Origin of the sequence: Streptomyces marianii, from assembly GCF_005795905.1 — a bacterium.
In the GTDB taxonomy this organism is placed as follows: Bacteria; Actinomycetota; Actinomycetes; order Streptomycetales; family Streptomycetaceae; genus Streptomyces; species Streptomyces marianii.
Map to the genome: position 1 here is coordinate 3,501,864 of NZ_VAWE01000001.1, position 16,953 is coordinate 3,518,816.

Here is a 16,953-nt window from a genome sequence, read left to right on the forward strand (position 1 = left end):
ACACGAGCGCGCGGCTGCGCCCCGGCCCCGCGGCGGGCGGCGTGGCCGGGGGCGGAGCTCCGGGGCCCACACAGGTGGGGCTTGTACGAGGCCGCCGCGGCCGGCTGCGGGCGCTCCCGTCCGCACGTCATGCAGAAGCGTGCCCGGCCGGGGAGGTGTTCCCGCAGTACGGGCAGTTCGGCGCCAAGGGGAGCTCCCGGGGGAAATCGGATGCGGTCGGTGTGAACGGCCCATCCTGCCCTCCCACCGGTTCCCGTCAACGCGCTTTCACCACAGAGCGGTTGACCCTGCGGGCGAGGCCGGCGAACCACCCGCGCCGCGCTCCCGTACGGTCAGAACACCGACAGCCCGGTCAGCGTCGTGAACCGGTCCAGCGCCGCCACGCCCGCCACCGAATTGCCCTGCCCGTCCAGCCCCGGGCTCCACACGCACAGCGTGCACCGCCCCGGCACGACCGCCACGATCCCGCCGCCGACACCGCTCTTGCCGGGCAGCCCGACCCGGTAGGCGAACTCGCCCGCGGCGTCGTAGGTACCGCAGGTGAGCATCACCGCGTTGACCTGCTTCGCCTCGCTGCGGGTCAGCAGCCGGCTGCCGTCGGCCCGCAGACCGTGACGGGCCAGGAAACGGGCCGCACGGGCGAGATCGGCGCAGTTCATCTCGATCGAGCACTGCCAGAAGTAGTGGTCGAGCAGCGCCGGGACGGAATTGGCGATGTTGCCGTACGAGGCCATGAAGTGGGCCAGCGCGGCATTGCGGTCGCCGTGCGCGGACTCGGACCCGGCGACCTCCGGGTCGAAGGCCAGCTCCGGGTTGCCGCTCTCCTGCCTCAGGAACTCCAGCACCTCGCTGCTCGCGTCCCCGGTCAGGGTCAGCAGCCGGTCGGTGACGACGAGTGCTCCGGCGTTGATGAAGGGATTGCGCGGGATGCCGTTCTCGTACTCCAGCTGCACCAGGGAGTTGAACGGATTGCCGGAGGGCTCCCGGCCCACGTGCTCCCAGAGGCCGTCGCCGCCCAGGGAGAGCGCGAGGGCCAGGGCGAAGACCTTGGTGACCGACTGGGTGGAGAAGGGCCGCTCCCAGTCGCCGACGCCGTGGACCTTTCCGTCCAGGTCGGCGATGGCCATGCCGAAGTGCCGCGGGTCGACGGCGGCCAGGGCCGGGATGTACTCGGCCGGGGTGCCGCTGCCGACCAGCGGTGCGACGTCCTGCTCGATCCGCTCGAGGATCGCCTGGTAGTCCATGGTGCGGTCCCCGGGGGCTTACTGGGACTTGGTGCCGCGGTGCAGCGCGACGATGCCGCCGCTCAGATTGCGCCAGGCCACCTTCGACCAGCCGGCCTTCTGGAGCATCCCGGCGAGCTCCGCCTGCTCGGGCCAGGACCGGATCGACTCGGCGAGGTAGACGTACGCGTCGGGGTTGGACGAGACCGCGCGGGCGACGGGCGGCAGAGCCCGCATCAGGTACTCCTCGTACACGGTCCGGAACGGCGCCCGTGTCGGGTGCGAGAACTCGCAGATGACCACACGGCCGCCCGGCTTCGTCACGCGGTGCAACTCCCGCAGGGCACGGTCGGTGTCCTGGACGTTGCGCAGCCCGAAGCTGATCGTCACGGCGTCGAAGGAACCGTCCCGGAAGGGGAGCTTCGTCGCGTCACCGGCGGTCAGCGGCAGCCACGGGTGCCGCTTCTTGCCCTCGCGCAGCATGCCGAGCGAGAAGTCGCAAGGCACGACGTAAGCGCCGGTGCGGGTGAAGGGCAGCGAGGACGTGCCGGTCCCGGCCGCCAGGTCGAGGACGCGCTCGGCGGGCCGTGCCCCGACCGCCTGGGCGACCTCCCGGCGCCAGCGCCGGTCCTGACCGAGCGAGAGCACATCGTTGGTGAGGTCGTAGTTCGCCGCGACATCGTCGAACATCGAGGCGACTTCGTGCGGCTGCTTGTCCAGGGAAGCGCGGGTCACTGGCGTTCGGCCTCGCAGTGTCGGGTGCGGACGGTACGGCGGCCATTGTCTCAGGCACAGCGCGGCGGGCCCGGCGGGGGCGTGCCGGTGGGTTCCGGACCCGGCCCAGGGCGTGTTCCGAGAGTGGCTTCGCCCGCCCGCAGGGCGAGGCGGGGGTGTCCGGTGCGTGCGGCGCAAGGCGGAGGGAGGAGAGCGCGGCGGGCCGCGCCGACGGCCGGCAACGCCGCGAGGGTGCGTGCCAGAGGTCCCCGGCCAGGCCGGACTTTCGAAGCACGCCCTACCTGGTGCCGCATCGGGCGACGTTCGCCCCGTCGCGGCGCCCGGCACGGCGACTCGCGGCGTTGCCGGATCAACCGATCAGGCCCACCACGAGGTCGATCCGGCGCCTTGCGATCTTCCCCTCGGCCCGGAGGGCCTGGGGGAGACCCCACCCCCTCGACCGGAGGGCCGGGGGAGACCCCGTGCACCGGACGCCGCGCCTTGACGGGCAAACCCTGCCTGACGCGGCACTAGTGTCTCGTGTTCCCGTTGATGTCACGCCAGTTGACGCCACGCAAGGCGCTGACCAGCACCTTCGGGTCGAGCGCGAGTGACACGAAGAGAATCACGAGACACTAGCGCCGCCGGTACACCAGCCGGCCGCGGAGGACGGTGGCGACGCAGGTGCGGGCGCCGTGCTCGCGCAGGGCGGCGTAGGGGTCGCCGCCCACCGGTACGTCGAAGACCGCGAAGTCCGCGTCCCCGCCCTCGGGGCCCAGCGGCACCAGGAACGCCTCAGCCACGGGACCGCCCGCGAACGGGTCCAGGGACGGCGGTCCCCCCGGCTCCGTGAGCCGCTGCTCGCAGCTGAGTCCGGCTCGGGTCACCGCGTCGAGGACCGCGCTCCGCCAGAGGTCCCCGGCCAGCGCCACCGTTCCGTGCGCCAGCATCCGCTGCGCGCCGCGCCGCGCACTGGCTCCCCACCGGGCGTCCGTCATCTCCAGCGCGGCCAGCGCGGCGCCGGTGAGCGGCTCGGCGCCCAGCTCGCCGGACTCGCGAGGGTCGGGGTGGTAGGCCCGCTCCAGCAGTTCAGGCCCGTACGGATTGCACAGGCCCGGCGTGAGCACCCCGGGCCAGCGCCGCACACGGGCCCCCGGATGGGCGGCGGCCACCTCCTCGTAGGGGCCCACGGCGGAGATCGCGCTTCCCCGGACGGCGACCGCGCCGCCCGGCACGGGAGCCCCCGGACCGCCGGGCAGCAGCAGGTCCGCCACGTGAATCGTCAGCACGGCGCACTCAGTTGGCGTTCAGCAGCTTCAGCTCCGGGTGCGCCGTGCCGCCCTCGATCGCCGTCGAGGAGATGTGCGAGACGACGCGGTCGTCGGCCGGGTCGTTCGCCGGGTCGTCGTGCACGACGATGTGCTCGTACGTCGTCGTGCGCTGGGCCGGGACGCGGTCCGCGCGGCGGATCAGGTCGATGATCTCCTGCCGGTTGGAGCGGTGCCTGGCGCCCGCCGAGGAGACGACGTTCTCCTCCAGCATGATCGAGCCCAGGTCGTCCGCGCCGTAGTGCAGCGACAGCTGGCCGATCTCCTTGCCCGTGGTCAGCCAGGAGCCCTGGATGTGGGCGACGTTGTCGAAGAAGAGCCGGGCGATCGCGATCATCCGCAGGTACTCGAAGATCGTCGCCTGGGTCCGGCCCTTGAGGTGGTTGTTCTCCGACTGGTACGTGTACGGGATGAACGCCCGGAAGCCGCCCGTCCGGTCCTGTACGTCGCGGATCATCCGCAGGTGCTCGATACGCTCGGCGTTGGTCTCGCCGGTGCCCATCAGCATCGTGGACGTCGACTCCACTCCGAGCCCGTGCGCCGCCTCCATGATCTCCAGCCAGCGCTCGCCGGACTCCTTCAGCGGGGCGATCGCCTTACGCGGCCTCTCCGGCAGCAGTTCGGCGCCGGCACCCGCGAAGGAGTCGAGACCGGCCGCGCTGATGCGCCGGACGGCCTCCTCCACGGACACTCCCGAGATCCTGGCCATGTGCTCCACCTCGGACGCGCCCAGGGAGTGGATGACCAGCTGCGGGAACTCCTTCTTGATCGCGGCGAAGTGCTTCTCGTAGTACTCGACGCCGTAGTCCGGGTGGTGACCGCCCTGGAACATGATCTGCGTGCCCCCGAGCTCCACCGTCTCGGCGCAGCGCCGCAGGACGTCGTCGAGGTCGCGGGTCCAGCCCTTGGCGGTGTCCTTGGGCGGGGCGTAGAAGGCACAGAACTTGCAGGCCGTCACGCAGACGTTGGTGTAGTTGATGTTGCGCTCGATGATGTACGTCGCGATGTGCTCGGTACCGGCGTAACGGCGGCGGCGCACGGCGTCCGCGGCGGCGCCCAGCGCGTGCAGCGGCGCAGAGCGGTAGAGGTCGAGCGCCTCTTCGGGGGTGATCCGCCCGCCCTCGGCGGCACGGTCCAGGACGGACTGGAGGTCGGCCTTCTGGGTCACCGGGGTGTCACCTTTCGGTGGTGGAACAGGGCGTTACCGGACCGTGCCAGCCTACGACAGGCCCTGTGCGCGGCCCCCGGCGGCACCTCGGCGGCACGCCCGGCCCGGCCCCCGCCGGGACTTGGCGCATGCCGGTGGGCGGCCCGCTCTCATCCGCCGCTGCGCGTGAGGTCGCCGACCGGGTTGCCGGCGCGGGCGTCGGCCGAGACGTACCGCAGCGTCCCGCCGCTCAGTTCGAGACGCAGGCCCTTGGTGCTCTCGGTGCACATGCCCTTGCTGCGCGGCCCGCGCCGGGCGTCGACGACGAGGGTGCGGGCGTCGGCGCGGGTGGCGGTCAGCAGGTCCTCGCAGATGAAGTTGCCCAGGATGTCGGTCTGCTCGGCCGTGCCTATCCGTTCCCCGGTGCGCCCGCCGGGCTCGATGGTGACCTTCATCGTGCCCGCGGGAAGTCCGGCCGCCGTGATGCTGCCCTCCCAGGTGCCCGCGAAAGCCTTCGGCACCTCGGCCGGGCCCGTCCCGCCGGCGGAGGGAGCGCCGGTCTCCGAGGCCGCGGGCGGCCGGGCCGCGGTGTCGTCGCGGCCGCCGCCACCGCCGGGGAAGAGGTCCAGCAGCACCCCGGCGCCCACCGTCACCGCGGCGAGCGCGCCGGCCACGGCGAGAGCCACGGTGCAGCTGACCTTGCGGGAGCCTGCCGGACGGTCGCTCTCGCGGCGGGTCGTGACCGAGAGGGACAGACGTCCGCCGGACTTCGCGTCAGAGGGCACCCGCTGCGAGGGAGGCGTCGGCAAGGGAGGCGGCGAGGCGGGAGCGGGCTCGATCGGCGGGCCGAACACGCCCAGGGCCTGGCTGGTGAACGGCACGGGCCCGGACGCCACCGGGTCCTCGGCGGACACCGGCTCCAGGTCGAGCAGCCGGACCGCCGTCCGGCTGACCTGCTCCACCAGCGGCCCGGGCAGCCAGCCCGCCGCCACGAGCGCCCCGGCACCGGCCGGCGCGAGCCGGCGGGCCAGCGCGGTGGGCTCCGGGCGGGCGGCCGGGTCCTTCGCGAGGCAGCCGGCGACGAGCTCGCGCAGTTCACCCGTGAGGGAGCCCAGCTCGGGCCCCTCGTGGACCACTTTGTAGAGCAGTGCGGCCGAGGACTCGCCGGGGAACGGCGCGGCACCCGTCGCCGCGTAGGCGAGCACCGCGCCGAGCGAGAAGACGTCCGCCGCGCCGGTCACCTCTCCCCCGCCGGTGATCTGCTCGGGTGCCATGTAGCCGGGGGAGCCGACGGAGACGCCGGTCGTGGTGAGGGACGCCGTGCCGTCGGTGGCCCGGGCGATGCCGAAGTCGATGAGCCGGGGACCGTCCAGGGCCAGCAGCACGTTGGACGGCTTCACGTCGCGGTGGACGAGTCCGGCCGCGTGGACGGCGGCCAGCGCCTCGGCCAGCCCGGCGCCCAGGGTCCGGACCGTGTGCTCGGGCAGCGGCCCGTGCACGGCCACCGCCGCGCCGAGTGCGGGTCCGGCGACGAAGCCGGTGGCCACCCAGGGCACGGGCGCGTCGGGGTCGGCGTCGAGGACGGGCGCCGTCCAGGCCCCTCCCACCCGTCTCGCCGCCTCCACCTCGCGCCGGAACCGTGCCCGGAACTGCTCGTCGAGCGCGAAGTGGGGATGGACGACCTTCACCGCGACCGTACGGCCGCCCTCGCTGCGGGCGAGATAGACCCGGCCCATTCCGCCCGCGCCGAGCCTGCCCAGCAGCCGGTAGGCGCCGATGGCCCGCGGCTCGCCGGCTTCCAACGGCTGCATGCGCTTCCCTCCCCCTGTTCACGGCGGCCTGCGAGGCGCGTCCGGTCCGTCCAGCAGCGTAGGCCCAACGCGCGGGCCGGATCACCGGAATTGGGCCCGGTACGGGACCAACCGATCGGTCCGGGCTCTCATCTCCCTGGCCGTAAACCACTCACCGCGCCTGTAACCCCCGCGAAGCGCGCTTGTCACCGCACAAACGGAGTACGCCATGAAACGGCTGTCCAAGGCGCTCATCGCCACCGTCGCCCTCGGCGCCGTCGCGCTCGCGTCGGGATGCTCGTCCGAAGGGGAGCCCGTCACCTTCGACGGGCCGTCCGCCGCCCCCGCCGGCCGGGGCGGCGGCGCGGCCGCCGCGGAGACCGCCGCGAAAACCCTGATGCCGACCGGCCCGAAGGCCGAGTTCACCACGCAGAACACCGTCGACGACGGCACCAGGATCGGCGTCACCACGCTGCGAGGCAGGAAGTCCGGATTCACGGGAAAGGTCTGGGTGTGGGCGCCGCAGCAGTATTTCGACCCGAAGTACGCGAACAGCGGCTTCCCCGTCCTGATCGCCCTCCCGGGCGGCAACGGCTACCCGAACAATTACTGGATGGGCACCGACCTGAAGCTGCAGAGCAGCATCAGCCGCTGGTCGAAGGAAGGAAAGAGCCTTCCGTTCATCGTGGTGATGCCGGTGCTCAATCCGGATGACAAGTACTACTACGACGGCAGTGACATACCCGGGCAGCCGAAAATGGGCACCTGGATGACCGAGGACGTTCCCGATTTCGTCCGCGCCAATTTCCGTACGTTCACGTCCCGGGACGGCTGGGCGTTCATGGGGTCGTCCTCGGGGGCCTTCGTCGGGCTGAAGTCCGTGCTGAAGCACCCGGACCGGTTCAAGGCGGTGATCGCCTCCGGCCCCGACATCGTGCCGGACTCCCCGCTGTGGGCCGGGCACGCCACGGAGCGGGCGGCGAACGACCCCGAGCGGCTCGCCCGGGCGCTCGGCGCGAAGCCGGGCGGCAAGGACACGGACGTCTACCTGGCGTTCCAGGCGGGGACCAGGGAGTCGGCGCTGCGGAGGGTGCGGGCCTTCATCCGGGACCACACCAAGGGTCCCGTGAAGACCCGGCTGCAGCTCATCCAGGACGGCGGGCACAACGCCAGGACGTATGTGAGAGGCATGGAGGACGGGTCGATCGAGTGGATCAGCCGCCATATGCAGGGGCCCATCCCCACGCCCTGACCCGCCCCGTCGCGGCCCGAACCGGGCGGTCGCGGTGTCGCGACCGCTCAACCCTCCCGCCCGGCGTTCCGGCGTTCCGGCGTCCGGCTCCCGGGGACGGAGCCGTCCCCGCGCCGGGGTGGGCACCGGCGGAGCTCAGACGCCGAGCAGCTCGACCGCCACGTCCGGCGCGAACCCCGTCGTCGGGCCGGTCCTGCGGGCGAACTCGCGGACCCCGGCCAGTTGCTCGGGGCCGAAGCGGAAGTCGAGGGTCGTGAAGTAGCGCTCGAGCAGTGCCGCGTCGAACGCCTCCCAGCGCGCCGCCTGCTCGGCGACCTTGGTGACCTCCTGGAGGGAGAGGTCCCGGGAGGACAGGAACGCCTCGTGGACCTTGCGCACGACGCGGGGCTCCCGCCGCAGGTAGTCCTTGCGTGCCGCCCACACCGCGAAGACGAACGGCAGACCGGTCCAGTCCTTCCACATCTGCCCCAGGTCGTGGACCCGCAGCCCCAGCCTCGGCGCGTCGTGCAGCGACGCGCGCAGCGCGGCGTCGCCGATCAGCACGGCCGCGTCCGCCTCCTGCATCATCACGCCCAGGTCGGGCGGGCAGGTGTAGTAGTCGGGCATCACCCCGTACTGATCGGCGAGCAGCAGCTGCGCCAGGCGCACCGAGGTGCGGGAGGTGGACCCGAGGGCGACCCGGGCCCCGCCCAGCTGCTCCAGCGGCAGCTGCGAGACGATCACACAGGACATCACCGGCCCGTCGCAGCCGACTGCGATATCGGGGAAAGCGACGAGATCGTCGGCGTTGCGCAGATATTCCACGAGGGTGATCGGGCCGATATCGAGATCACCGGCGACCAGTCGCTCGGAGAGCTTCTCCGGCGTGTCCTTCGTGAGCTCGAGATCCAGGAGCGTCCCGGTGCGGGCGAGGCCCCAGTACAGGGGCAGGCAGTTCAGGAACTGGATGTGACCCACGCGGGGCCGACTGCGGCGGTCGCGGCCGGCGGCGTTCTCGGCGTGTTCCGCGCGTTCCGCGGGTTCTGCGTGACTGTCCACATCGCGAGGCTAGACCCGGGAGCACGCCTTCGAATGGCCGGGGCACCCCGCCTAGAGCGTCAGCATGTCAAGGCGGCATCAAGCGTCCGGGTGACGTGATCTTTCCCTCTACCCATCAGAACACCGTGCGTGCTAGGCTCAACGCAAGTTGCAGTTTGGTTTCCCTTGCAGTGCAGAGCCTGCGGAGCATGTGACCCGCAGGCTTTTGTAGTTTTCAGACTTGTTTGCAGGTTCTGGAGCAGGGCAACCCTTTGGCCCAAGGAGGGCTTATGGCTACCGGAACCGTGAAGTGGTTCAACGCTGAAAAGGGCTTCGGCTTCATCGCCCAGGACGGCGGCGGCCCGGATGTCTTCGTCCACTACTCCGCGATCAACGCGACCGGCTTCCGCTCCCTCGAGGAGAACCAGGTCGTGAACTTCGACGTCACCCAGGGTCCGAAGGGCCCGCAGGCGGAGAACGTCACCCCGGCCTAATGCGCCCGGGTCGGCGATCGCGCACGACTTAGCAGTACCCAAGGGGCCCCGTCCCGTACATCGCGTACGGGACGGGGCTCCTGCCTTTTCCGAAACCCGTCGGCCAGGCGGCTTCGTCACCCGGACGGCCGGAAACCCGGAACCAGGAGACAAGGCGCCGGAAGCCGGCGGGGAATAGGCGGTGAACGGGGAGCAGTGAGCGGGGAGCAGTGAGCGCAGTGACGGGAAAAGAAGGGGAAGCCCCCAGGCGTCTCACAACTCCCGGAACATGATGTTCATCCCCACCGCGCCGTGTTCCGGATGGCGGAACGCGCCCGGGACGGCCCTCAGGTGTAGCCGGCGGACGCGATCCGGTGCCAGAACGGCAACAGCCGATCCCGGTCCTGCGCGGTCGCCTCTCTGATCAGCACGGTTCAAGTGTCCCGGAGCCCCGACCGGCGGCCCGACGCGTCCGTACCCTGGGAGGCATGACGGAGCGCAAACCCCCGGGCGTCAGTTTCGAATCGTGGGTGGACAAGCAGATCCGCGACGCGCGGGAGCGCGGAGAGTTCGAGGACCTGCCGGGCCTCGGCAAGCCCCTGCCCGACGACCTGGCGCCGTACGACGAACTGTGGTGGGTCAAGGGCAAGATGCACGAGGAAGGCATCGCCGTCCTTCCTCCCGCCCTCGCCCTGCGCAAGGAAGCCGAGGACGCGTTGGAGGAGGCGTACCGCGCGCCCTCGGCTGCCGCGGTGCGCCGGATCATCACGGAGATCAACGAGAAGATCACCACGATGCTCCTGATGCCGCCCCCGGGCCCGCCGCTCGGACGCAGGCCGTACGACCTGGACGAGGTCCTCCGGGAGTGGCGGCTCCGGCGGGGCTGACGGCCCCGGCCCGCCGGGCAGGGCCCCGCGACATCGAAACCTCGCACGGCCCACCGGGGCGCACCCCTGCTCCTCCCAGGACGGGAGCGTGGCGAGGGCCGGCACCGGTGCCGGCTCCCGGACCCGACGGCCGCTTCCGGAACCGTCGCGCAGGCCGCCGGCGGAACGGGCGACGCGAACCCCGGGCCGGCGGAGTCCTCGAGCTGCGCGGTACCGGCCGCGAGGGCCGGGGGCACCCCGTCGGGCGGACCAGGCGGGCCGGAGGCGCCTCATCGGGCGGACGGCGACCAGCGTTCGCCCTTCATGAGGTTCCCCAGACCCTCCCAGGCGAAGTTCATCAGCGTCGCCGCCGCGTCCCGCGCGGAGACGCCGGATGTGTCGTTGGCCCACCCGGCCAGCGACTCCGCAGCGCCGACCAGGGCCTGAGCGAGCCCCGCCACATCCTTGCCGGCGAGTTCGCCGCCCCCTTGGGTCCCGCGCGCCGCGTCCCCGATCAGCCCCGTCACGAACGCCACGATCTCGTCCCGCATCACCGCCGCCTCGGCGGCGAACGGCTCACCGTGCGTACGGGCCTGCCGGTGCAGCACGGCCCACGCGTCCGGGTGCTCGGCCGTGTGCAGGAAGAAGGCGGCGAGGCCCTCCCACAGCTGCCGGTCCGGCGGCAGTCCCGGGTCGACCGCCGCCCGCACGGCCGCGACCAGCGCCGCGGACTCCCGGCGGATGCAGGCGGTGAAGAGGTCTTCCTTTGAATTCAGGTAGAGGTAGACGAGCGGTTTGGACACGCCTGCGAGCTCGGCGATCTCGTCCATCGACGCCGCGCGGTAACCCCGTTGCCCGAAGGTCTGCACTGCGGCGTCGAGCATCTGCCGTTCCCGTATGGCACGCGGCATCCGCTTGCTCCTACCGGCACCATCCACGTCAGACGTCCTCCCGGCCCTGTCCACCGATCTACCGTTCGGTAAGCCTAAGGCCCGCCGCCAGGCGGAAACGCCGAGGACCGGTCCGCACGGTGCGCGGACCGGTCCTCGGGCGAACCGCGCCGGATCGGCGCGGGCGGCCAGTGCGTCGGGGGTCAGGCGTTGGGGCGCTTGCCGTGGTTCGCTTTCCTCTTCTTCCTGGCCCGCCGCTTGTTGCCTCGCTTCGACATGGTGCGAATCTCCCGCTTCCGGACGAAAACGATGATCTTGTCAGTCTAGGGCGGGCACTCCGGCTCCGCACCCACGGCCCGCCGACGGGCACGGCACCGCCGACGGGCACGGCACCGCCGACGGGCACGGCACCGCCGACGGGACGGCTCCGCCACCGGACAGAGGTGACGGCGTCACGCGGCGGCGGGGACGGCCGCCTTCCGCCCGGGCTCGCCCACCTCGACGTCGTCCACCGGAGAGGACGAGGCCGAGTCGTACGCGTCACGGTCGAGGATCTTCTCGCGCGCCGCGACGATCACCGGGACCACAGCCTGGCCCGCCACGTTCGTCGCGGTCCGGATCATGTCCAGGATCGGGTCGATCGCCATCAGCAGACCCACGCCCTCGAGCGGGAGGCCCAGCGTGGAGAGGGTCAGCGTCAGCATGACCGTCGCTCCCGTGAGTCCCGCGGTGGCGGCGGACCCGACGACCGAGACGAAGGCGATGAGCAGGTAGTCCTGGACGCCGAGCTGCACGTCGAAGATCTGCGCGATGAAGATCGCGGCGAGCGCCGGGTAGATGGCGGCGCAGCCGTCCATCTTGGTCGTCGCACCGAACGGCACGGCGAAGGAGGTGTACTCCTTCGGGACGCCGAGACGTTCGGTGACCTTCTGGGTGACCGGCATGGTGCCGACCGAGGAGCGGGAGACGAAGGCGAGCTGGATGGCCGGCCAGGCTCCCTTGAAGAACTGCAACGGATTGACCTTGGCGACGGTCGCCAGCAGCAGCGGGTACACACCGAACATGACCAGCGCGCAACCGATGTAGACGTCGGCCGTGAAGGTCGCGTACTTGCCGATGAGCTCCCAGCCGTAGTCGGCGATCGCGTGCCCGATGAGACCCACGGTGCCGATCGGGGCGAGCCGAATGACCCACCACAGGGCCTTCTGGAGCAGCTCCAGCACGGACTCGCTGAAGGTGAGGATCGGCTGGGCACGGTCACCGAGCTGGAGCGCGGCGACACCGGCGACGGCGGCCATGAAGACGATCTGAAGGACGTTCAGCTCGGTGAAGGGCGTGATGACGTCCGTGGGGACGATGCCGGTGAGGAAGTCGATCCAGGAGCCGGCCTTCTCCGGCTTCTCGCCGTCCTGCCGCGTGAGGCCGGTACCCGCACCGGGGTTGGTGAACAGGCCGATCGCGAGGCCGATCGCCACGGCGATCAGCGAGGTGATCATGAACCACAGCAGGGTACGGCCGGCGAGCCGCGCGGCGTTGTTGACCTTCCGCAGATTGGTGATCGACACCAGGATCGCGAAGAAGACGAGCGGTGCGACGGCCAGCTTCAGCAGCTGGACGAAGATGTCGCCGACCTGCTCCAGGGTCGTGCGGAGCCAGGTGACGTCCTGGCTGCGGGCCAGCCAGCCGAGCAGGACGCCGGCGATCAGACCGGCGACTATCTGGGCCCAGAACGGGACCTTCGGTATGCGGCTGGTGTGGGTGGGCGTCGCGGAGTTCGCGGACACGGACACACTCCGGTGAGGCGTATCGGAAAGGCGGGGACGGGGGTGCGGCACCCGTTCGCTCGGGAGGAGCCGCTGCGTGATGCCGGGTCAGACCGAACGGCAACAGACCGCGGACGCACCGGGGGAGCCCCCGGCACGAGTGCGGCGAGATGCGCGAGGGAGGCGCGGGGCGACATGCAGGCGCGTCACGAGCGGGGGGCTCATGACCGTTTCGGAGCACGCTGCTGTCGTCATGGCCCACACGTTAACACTTGGACTTTGAGATCCTCAAAGTCGGACTTTGGGTCAGGATCACGCCATCACATGTCCGGAAACAGCACCGCCCCGGCGCGGGAGCAGGTGCTCCCGCGCCGGGGCGGTGAGGTTCCCCGGAGTTCGGTGTGACGAAGGTTACGTCCGCCGGTGGAGCCACCGGACTCCGTCGCGCGCTACCCGACGTCCTCGCGCGTGCGGTTGGCCTCCAGGCGGGTCTTGGCCCGGTCGACCTTCGCGACGATCTGCGCGGACATCGCCTCGCGCTGCTTGCGCAGCAGGACGAAGCTCAGCGGCGCCGAGATCAGGACGGACAGGACGAGTACCCACAGCAGGTTGGAGTCGCCCAGGCCGCGCGGCAGTACGCGCAGGTACACCAGCCCCCACAGGACGAAGAAGCAGCCGGCGAAGACGCCGAGCCGCATGAGGGTGTACCGGAGCGTGGCGCTCGTCTTGCTGTCGGACACGACGGCCCCTTTCCTTCACTGAGTCGCCCGTCCAGTGAAGCACGTCCCGACTGTGGCCTTTTAGGCGGCTCCGGCAGGCCGGGCCGGGACGGCACCCCGGAGAAGATCAGACCAGCGGGAGCAGCATCGTGATGTCGTCGCGGTAGTCGCCGTCGGAGACGCGGATCGCGTCGGGCACCCGCCCGACCTCCTTGTAGCCGCACGAGGCGTAGAACCGCTCGAGTCCGGCGCCGCCACGGCAGGTGAGCCGTATCGCGTCGATCCCGCTCATCCCGCGTGCGGCGCCGGCGGCCGCGGCGAGCAGGTCCCGCCCGTACCCCTTGCCCTGGTGCCGGGGGTGCACCATCACCGTGTAGAGCCAGAGCCAGTGACGCATCAGCCGGTGCGCGTTGAACGTGAGGAACACTGCGGCCGCGACCTGCCCGTCCTCGTCGAGCCCGACGAGCAGCCGCGACCGCCCCTCGGCCATCGCCACCAGGTGCCGCACCAGTTCGGGACGCACGTCCTCCGTGCTCACCGGCGGTACGAACCCGACGGCCCCGTCGGCGTTGCTCACGTCCGTCCAGAGCGCCAGGATCCCGTCGCGGAGTGCGGGGTCGACAGGCGGATCCAGCGTGAATTCCAGAGCCATGACCCGACGATAACAACGCCCCGGCCCCTGTCCGGACGCCCCGGAAAGGGGCCGGGCACGCCCTCGCGGGCGGGTGGGACCGGGGCGCGACCGCCTCGGGTCCGGCTCCGTGCGGGCCGGATGCGTGCGGGGCCGGGTACGTCAGACGCGCATGGGCTGCGGCGACTCACGGCGGTCGCCGTCGGGGCCGGGGTACTCGCGGATGACCTCGTAGCGGGTGTTCCGCTCGACCGGGCGGAAGCCCGCGTCACGGATGAGCTCCAGCAGGTCGTCGCGCGTCAGCTTGTTCGGCGTGCCGTAGTTGTCCGCGTCGTGGGTGATCTTGTACTCGACGACCGAGCCGTCCATGTCGTCCGCGCCGTGCTGGAGCGCCAGTTGCGCGGTCTGCACCCCGTGCATCACCCAGAAGACCTTGACGTGCGGGACGTTGTCGAAGAGCAGCCGGGAGACCGCGAACGTCTTCAGTGCCTCGGCGCCCGTCGCCATCGTCGTGCGGGCCTGGAGCCGGTTGCGGACCTTGCCGTCCTTCATGTCGACGAAGTCGTGCTGGTACCGCAGAGGGATGAAGACCTGGAATCCGCCGGTCTCGTCCTGCAGTTCGCGCAGCCGCAGGACGTGGTCCACGCGGTGGCGGGGCTCCTCGATGTGCCCGTACAGCATCGTGGACGGGGTCTTCAGGCCCTTCTCGTGCGCGAGGCGGTGGATCCGGGACCAGTCCTCCCAGTGGGTGCGGTGGTCCACGATGTGCTGACGGACCTCCCAGTCGAAGATCTCGGCGCCGCCGCCGGTCAGCGACTCCAGCCCGGCGTCGATGAGTTCGTCCAGGATCTCCGAGGCGGTCAGCCCCGAGATGGTCTCGAAGTGGTGGATCTCGGTCGCGGTGAAGGCCTTCAGTGAGACGTTCGGCAGCGCCTGCTTCAGTTCGCGCAGTGACCGGGGGTAGTAGCGCCAGGGGAGGTTCGGGTGGAGCCCGTTGACGATGTGCAGCTCCGTGAGGTTCTCGCTCTCCATCGCCTTGGCGAGGCGGACGGCCTCCTCGATGCGCATCGTGTACGCGTCCTTCTCGCCCGGTTTGCGCTGGAACGAGCAGTACGCACACGACGCCGTGCAGACGTTCGTCATGTTGAGGTGGCGGTTGACGTTGAAGTGGACCACGTCACCGTTCTTGCGCGTACGGACCTCGTGCGCGAGGCCGCCCAGCCAGGCCAGGTCGTCCGACCCGTACAGGGCGATGCCGTCCTCACGACTCAGCCGCTCGCCGGCCCGGACCTTCTCCTCCAGCTCGCGCTTGAGCCCCGCGTCCATGCGGCCGCCTCCCAGATGTCCTCGTACTGCGCTCGTCCCAGGGCCTTTTCCCGGGAGCGCCTCCGGGGTTCGCCGGAGGCCCCACCCACGTTACGCCCAAGGGCCGTCCCGCAATCCCCGGGGGACCAGCGCGGCGGCGTCGGATGCGGCGGGCCGCAAGGCGGAGAATCGTCCTCATACCGGGCGTATTCGGATGATTCGACAACACGGCGAGGCGCCGTGGCCGTTGCCCGCCCGCCCGCCGGGGATCGCGGGACAGCCTCAGACCTCCTCGGGCAGGTCCCCGACCCGGTTCTCCCACTTCGTGGACAGCACGATGGTGGTACGTGTCCGCGAAACGCCCTTCGTCCCCGACAGCCGGCGGATCGTCTTCTCGAGTCCGTCGACGTCGCTGGCGCGGACCTTGAGCATGTACGAGTCGTCGCCCGCGATGAACCAGCAGTCCTCGATCTCCGCCAGGTCGCGCAGCCGGTGCGCCACGTCCTCGTGGTCCGCGGCGTCGGAGAGGGAGATCCCGATCAGCGCGGTGACGCCGAGACCGAGCGAGGCGGCGTCGACCGTCGCCCGGTAGCCGGTGATGACGCCCGCGGCCTCCAGGCGGTTGATGCGGTCGGTGACGGAGGGACCGGAGAGTCCCACGAGCCGGCCGAGCTCTGCGTACGAGGCCCTGCCGTTCTCGCGCAGGGCCTGGATGAGCTGCCTATCCACGGCGTCCATATGCCTGAGCCTTCCATTATTCATCGCTACCGCAATTTTACGTGTGAAATCCAAGGCATGCAGGGTGAACACCCCCGCGCTGCCCATGCGTGTCCGAACGATCGGGAACAGGGACGGCCGGTCCCGCCGGCCGCCCGGCCCCGTCGCCGATCGATCGGTCGGCTAGGAGCGTGTCCCAGTAATCAACGCCGGGCCTGTCATCGGGCGACTGCTCTGCTCGCCCGAAACTTGATGTCGTATTGCCGCCAGAGTTGGCGTCTCGCTCGCGAGAGAGTCGGCGACGGTTCGTGTTCCTGATCGCGGACCTGTCCGTCTGGCACTCCGCGAAAGGCACAGCGCATGCACGTCGTCCCCGGGCTCAAGGTCTTGTACTTCGGAACTCCGGTGGTGCTGATCAGCTCACTCAACGAGGACGGCACTGCGAACCTCGCGCCGATGTCCTCAGCGTGGTGGCTGGACCAGTCCTGCATGCTCGGTCTCGGCAACAACGCCCAGACCACCGCGAACCTGCTGCGGGAAGGCGAATGCGTGCTCAATCTGCCCTCGTCGGCGATGGTCGATGCCGTCGACCGGATCGCGCTCACCACCGGGAAGCCGGCCATGCCGGACTACAAGGCGAAGCAGGGCTACCGGTACGAGCCGGACAAGTTCTCGACCGCGCAGTTGACCGAGCAGGCATCGGATCTGGTCCGGGCCCCCAGGGTTGCGGAATGCCCGGTCCAGATGGAATGCAGGGTCGTCGCGGCCCATCCTTTCGGCGGTCCCGAACCGCATGCCACCGCCTTCGAGGTCGAGGTCCTTCGCGCCCATGTCGAGGAAAACCTGGTCATCCCGGGGACGCACTACGTGGACCCGCTCGGCTGGGACCCTCTGATCATGAAGTTCTGCGAGTTCTTCGGCGGGGGACGCAACGTTCACCCGTCGAGACTCGCCGAGGGCTGGAGCATGCCCCACCAGCTCCGGTCGGCGACCGCCTGAACAGGCATCCGGCGCCCTCATCCATATCTCGTGACCATTCATGCGGGATGATCTCGGTATGCGTGATGGGGATGGGCTGTTCGAGGTCGAGCCGGTCGGTAAGAAACGGCCGCAGGGCC

At 70.7% G+C, this 16,953-nt stretch carries 17 protein-coding genes; 4 read left to right on the forward strand and 13 right to left on the reverse strand.

Annotation, left to right across the window (positions count from 1 at the left end; genetic code table 11):
* Positions 1-332: 332 nt before the first annotated feature.
* The 5 genes from FEF34_RS15685 to FEF34_RS15705 all read right to left on the reverse strand — a co-directional run bounded on the left by FEF34_RS15685 (position 333) and on the right by FEF34_RS15705 (position 6,223).
* Positions 333-1,244, reverse strand: coding sequence for a glutaminase (locus tag FEF34_RS15685; protein ID WP_138053743.1), 912 nt, complete (start codon positions 1,242-1,244; stop codon positions 333-335).
* Positions 1,245-1,262: 18 nt separating this feature from the next.
* Positions 1,263-1,958 (reverse strand): demethylmenaquinone methyltransferase, encoded by a 696-nt coding sequence (locus tag FEF34_RS15690; protein WP_138053744.1) that lies wholly within the window; start codon positions 1,956-1,958, stop codon positions 1,263-1,265.
* 614 nt (positions 1,959-2,572) lie between these two features.
* Positions 2,573-3,226 (reverse strand): imidazolonepropionase-like domain-containing protein, encoded by a 654-nt coding sequence (locus FEF34_RS15695; RefSeq protein WP_138053745.1) that lies wholly within the window; start codon positions 3,224-3,226, stop codon positions 2,573-2,575.
* Between the two features lie 7 nt (positions 3,227-3,233).
* Positions 3,234-4,433, reverse strand: a complete 1,200-nt coding sequence (mqnC, locus tag FEF34_RS15700; protein WP_138053746.1) for a cyclic dehypoxanthinyl futalosine synthase — start codon at positions 4,431-4,433, stop codon at positions 3,234-3,236.
* 149 nt (positions 4,434-4,582) lie between these two features.
* Positions 4,583-6,223: a serine/threonine-protein kinase gene (locus FEF34_RS15705; protein WP_138053747.1), complete on the reverse strand. Its 1,641-nt coding sequence runs from the start codon at positions 6,221-6,223 to the stop codon at positions 4,583-4,585.
* Positions 6,224-6,431: 208 nt separating this feature from the next.
* Here FEF34_RS15705 and FEF34_RS15710 point away from each other — a divergent pair, with 208 nt between their 5' ends.
* Positions 6,432-7,454, forward strand: a complete 1,023-nt coding sequence (locus FEF34_RS15710) for an alpha/beta hydrolase (RefSeq protein WP_138053748.1) — start codon at positions 6,432-6,434, stop codon at positions 7,452-7,454.
* A gap of 135 nt (positions 7,455-7,589) precedes the next feature.
* Here FEF34_RS15710 and FEF34_RS15715 read toward each other — a convergent pair whose 3' ends face one another.
* A complete protein-coding gene (locus tag FEF34_RS15715; RefSeq protein WP_138053749.1) occupies positions 7,590-8,492 on the reverse strand; it encodes a menaquinone biosynthetic enzyme MqnA/MqnD family protein in 903 nt (300 codons plus the stop codon).
* A 269-nt stretch (positions 8,493-8,761) separates the two neighbouring features.
* Between FEF34_RS15715 and FEF34_RS15720 the strand changes: the two genes are divergently transcribed.
* Together FEF34_RS15720 and FEF34_RS15725 are read left to right on the forward strand one after the other, a co-directional pair.
* The gene (locus tag FEF34_RS15720) at positions 8,762-8,965 is read left to right on the forward strand and encodes a cold-shock protein (protein WP_017948713.1); all 204 of its coding nucleotides are present in this window, start codon (positions 8,762-8,764) and stop codon (positions 8,963-8,965) included.
* Between the two features lie 467 nt (positions 8,966-9,432).
* Positions 9,433-9,831 carry a DnaJ family domain-containing protein gene (locus FEF34_RS15725; protein ID WP_138053750.1) on the forward strand — a complete coding sequence of 133 codons (399 nt, stop codon included), beginning with the start codon at positions 9,433-9,435 and terminating at the stop codon, positions 9,829-9,831.
* Positions 9,832-10,100: 269 nt separating this feature from the next.
* On the opposite strand, the gene FEF34_RS15730 is transcribed toward FEF34_RS15725, so the two are convergent.
* The 7 genes from FEF34_RS15730 to FEF34_RS15760 all read right to left on the reverse strand — a co-directional run bounded on the left by FEF34_RS15730 (position 10,101) and on the right by FEF34_RS15760 (position 15,856).
* Positions 10,101-10,721 carry a TetR/AcrR family transcriptional regulator gene (locus FEF34_RS15730; RefSeq protein ID WP_171052964.1) on the reverse strand — a complete coding sequence of 207 codons (621 nt, stop codon included), beginning with the start codon at positions 10,719-10,721 and terminating at the stop codon, positions 10,101-10,103.
* 182 nt (positions 10,722-10,903) lie between these two features.
* Positions 10,904-10,978: a 50S ribosomal protein bL37 gene (locus FEF34_RS44225; RefSeq protein ID WP_106430099.1), complete on the reverse strand. Its 75-nt coding sequence runs from the start codon at positions 10,976-10,978 to the stop codon at positions 10,904-10,906.
* Positions 10,979-11,152: 174 nt separating this feature from the next.
* Positions 11,153-12,484, reverse strand: coding sequence for a dicarboxylate/amino acid:cation symporter (locus FEF34_RS15740; protein WP_138053751.1), 1,332 nt, complete (start codon positions 12,482-12,484; stop codon positions 11,153-11,155).
* Positions 12,485-12,912: 428 nt separating this feature from the next.
* A complete protein-coding gene (locus FEF34_RS15745; RefSeq protein WP_138053752.1) occupies positions 12,913-13,203 on the reverse strand; it encodes a DUF4229 domain-containing protein in 291 nt (96 codons plus the stop codon).
* A gap of 106 nt (positions 13,204-13,309) precedes the next feature.
* A complete protein-coding gene (locus FEF34_RS15750) occupies positions 13,310-13,834 on the reverse strand; it encodes a GNAT family N-acetyltransferase (RefSeq protein ID WP_138053753.1) in 525 nt (174 codons plus the stop codon).
* Positions 13,835-13,975: 141 nt separating this feature from the next.
* Positions 13,976-15,139 (reverse strand): aminofutalosine synthase MqnE, encoded by a 1,164-nt coding sequence (mqnE, locus tag FEF34_RS15755; protein WP_138053754.1) that lies wholly within the window; start codon positions 15,137-15,139, stop codon positions 13,976-13,978.
* Between the two features lie 261 nt (positions 15,140-15,400).
* Complete coding sequence (locus FEF34_RS15760; RefSeq protein ID WP_138053755.1) at positions 15,401-15,856, reverse strand: Lrp/AsnC family transcriptional regulator; 456 nt, start codon at positions 15,854-15,856, stop codon at positions 15,401-15,403.
* A gap of 339 nt (positions 15,857-16,195) precedes the next feature.
* On the opposite strand from FEF34_RS15760, the gene FEF34_RS15765 reads away from it, so the two are divergent.
* The gene (locus tag FEF34_RS15765) at positions 16,196-16,834 is read left to right on the forward strand and encodes a flavin reductase family protein (protein ID WP_138051936.1); all 639 of its coding nucleotides are present in this window, start codon (positions 16,196-16,198) and stop codon (positions 16,832-16,834) included.
* Positions 16,835-16,953 lie beyond the last annotated feature (119 nt).

Excerpts from the sequence above, each read along its gene's own strand:
- mqnE (WP_138053754.1), bottom strand. The coding sequence starts at position 15,139 with ATGGACGCGGGGCTCAAGCGCGAGCTGGAGGAGAAGGTCCGGGCCGGC.
- FEF34_RS15725 (WP_138053750.1), top strand. The coding sequence starts at position 9,433 with ATGACGGAGCGCAAACCCCCGGGCGTCAGTTTCGAATCGTGGGTGGAC.
- FEF34_RS15710 (WP_138053748.1), top strand. The coding sequence starts at position 6,432 with ATGAAACGGCTGTCCAAGGCGCTCATCGCCACCGTCGCCCTCGGCGCC.
- FEF34_RS15685 (WP_138053743.1), bottom strand. The coding sequence starts at position 1,244 with ATGGACTACCAGGCGATCCTCGAGCGGATCGAGCAGGACGTCGCACCG.
- FEF34_RS15730 (WP_171052964.1), bottom strand. The coding sequence starts at position 10,721 with ATGCCGCGTGCCATACGGGAACGGCAGATGCTCGACGCCGCAGTGCAG.
- FEF34_RS15765 (WP_138051936.1), top strand. The coding sequence starts at position 16,196 with ATGCACGTCGTCCCCGGGCTCAAGGTCTTGTACTTCGGAACTCCGGTG.
- FEF34_RS15750 (WP_138053753.1), bottom strand. The coding sequence starts at position 13,834 with ATGGCTCTGGAATTCACGCTGGATCCGCCTGTCGACCCCGCACTCCGC.
- FEF34_RS15720 (WP_017948713.1), top strand. The coding sequence starts at position 8,762 with ATGGCTACCGGAACCGTGAAGTGGTTCAACGCTGAAAAGGGCTTCGGC.
- FEF34_RS15705 (WP_138053747.1), bottom strand. The coding sequence starts at position 6,223 with ATGCAGCCGTTGGAAGCCGGCGAGCCGCGGGCCATCGGCGCCTACCGG.
- FEF34_RS15760 (WP_138053755.1), bottom strand. The coding sequence starts at position 15,856 with ATGGACGCCGTGGATAGGCAGCTCATCCAGGCCCTGCGCGAGAACGGC.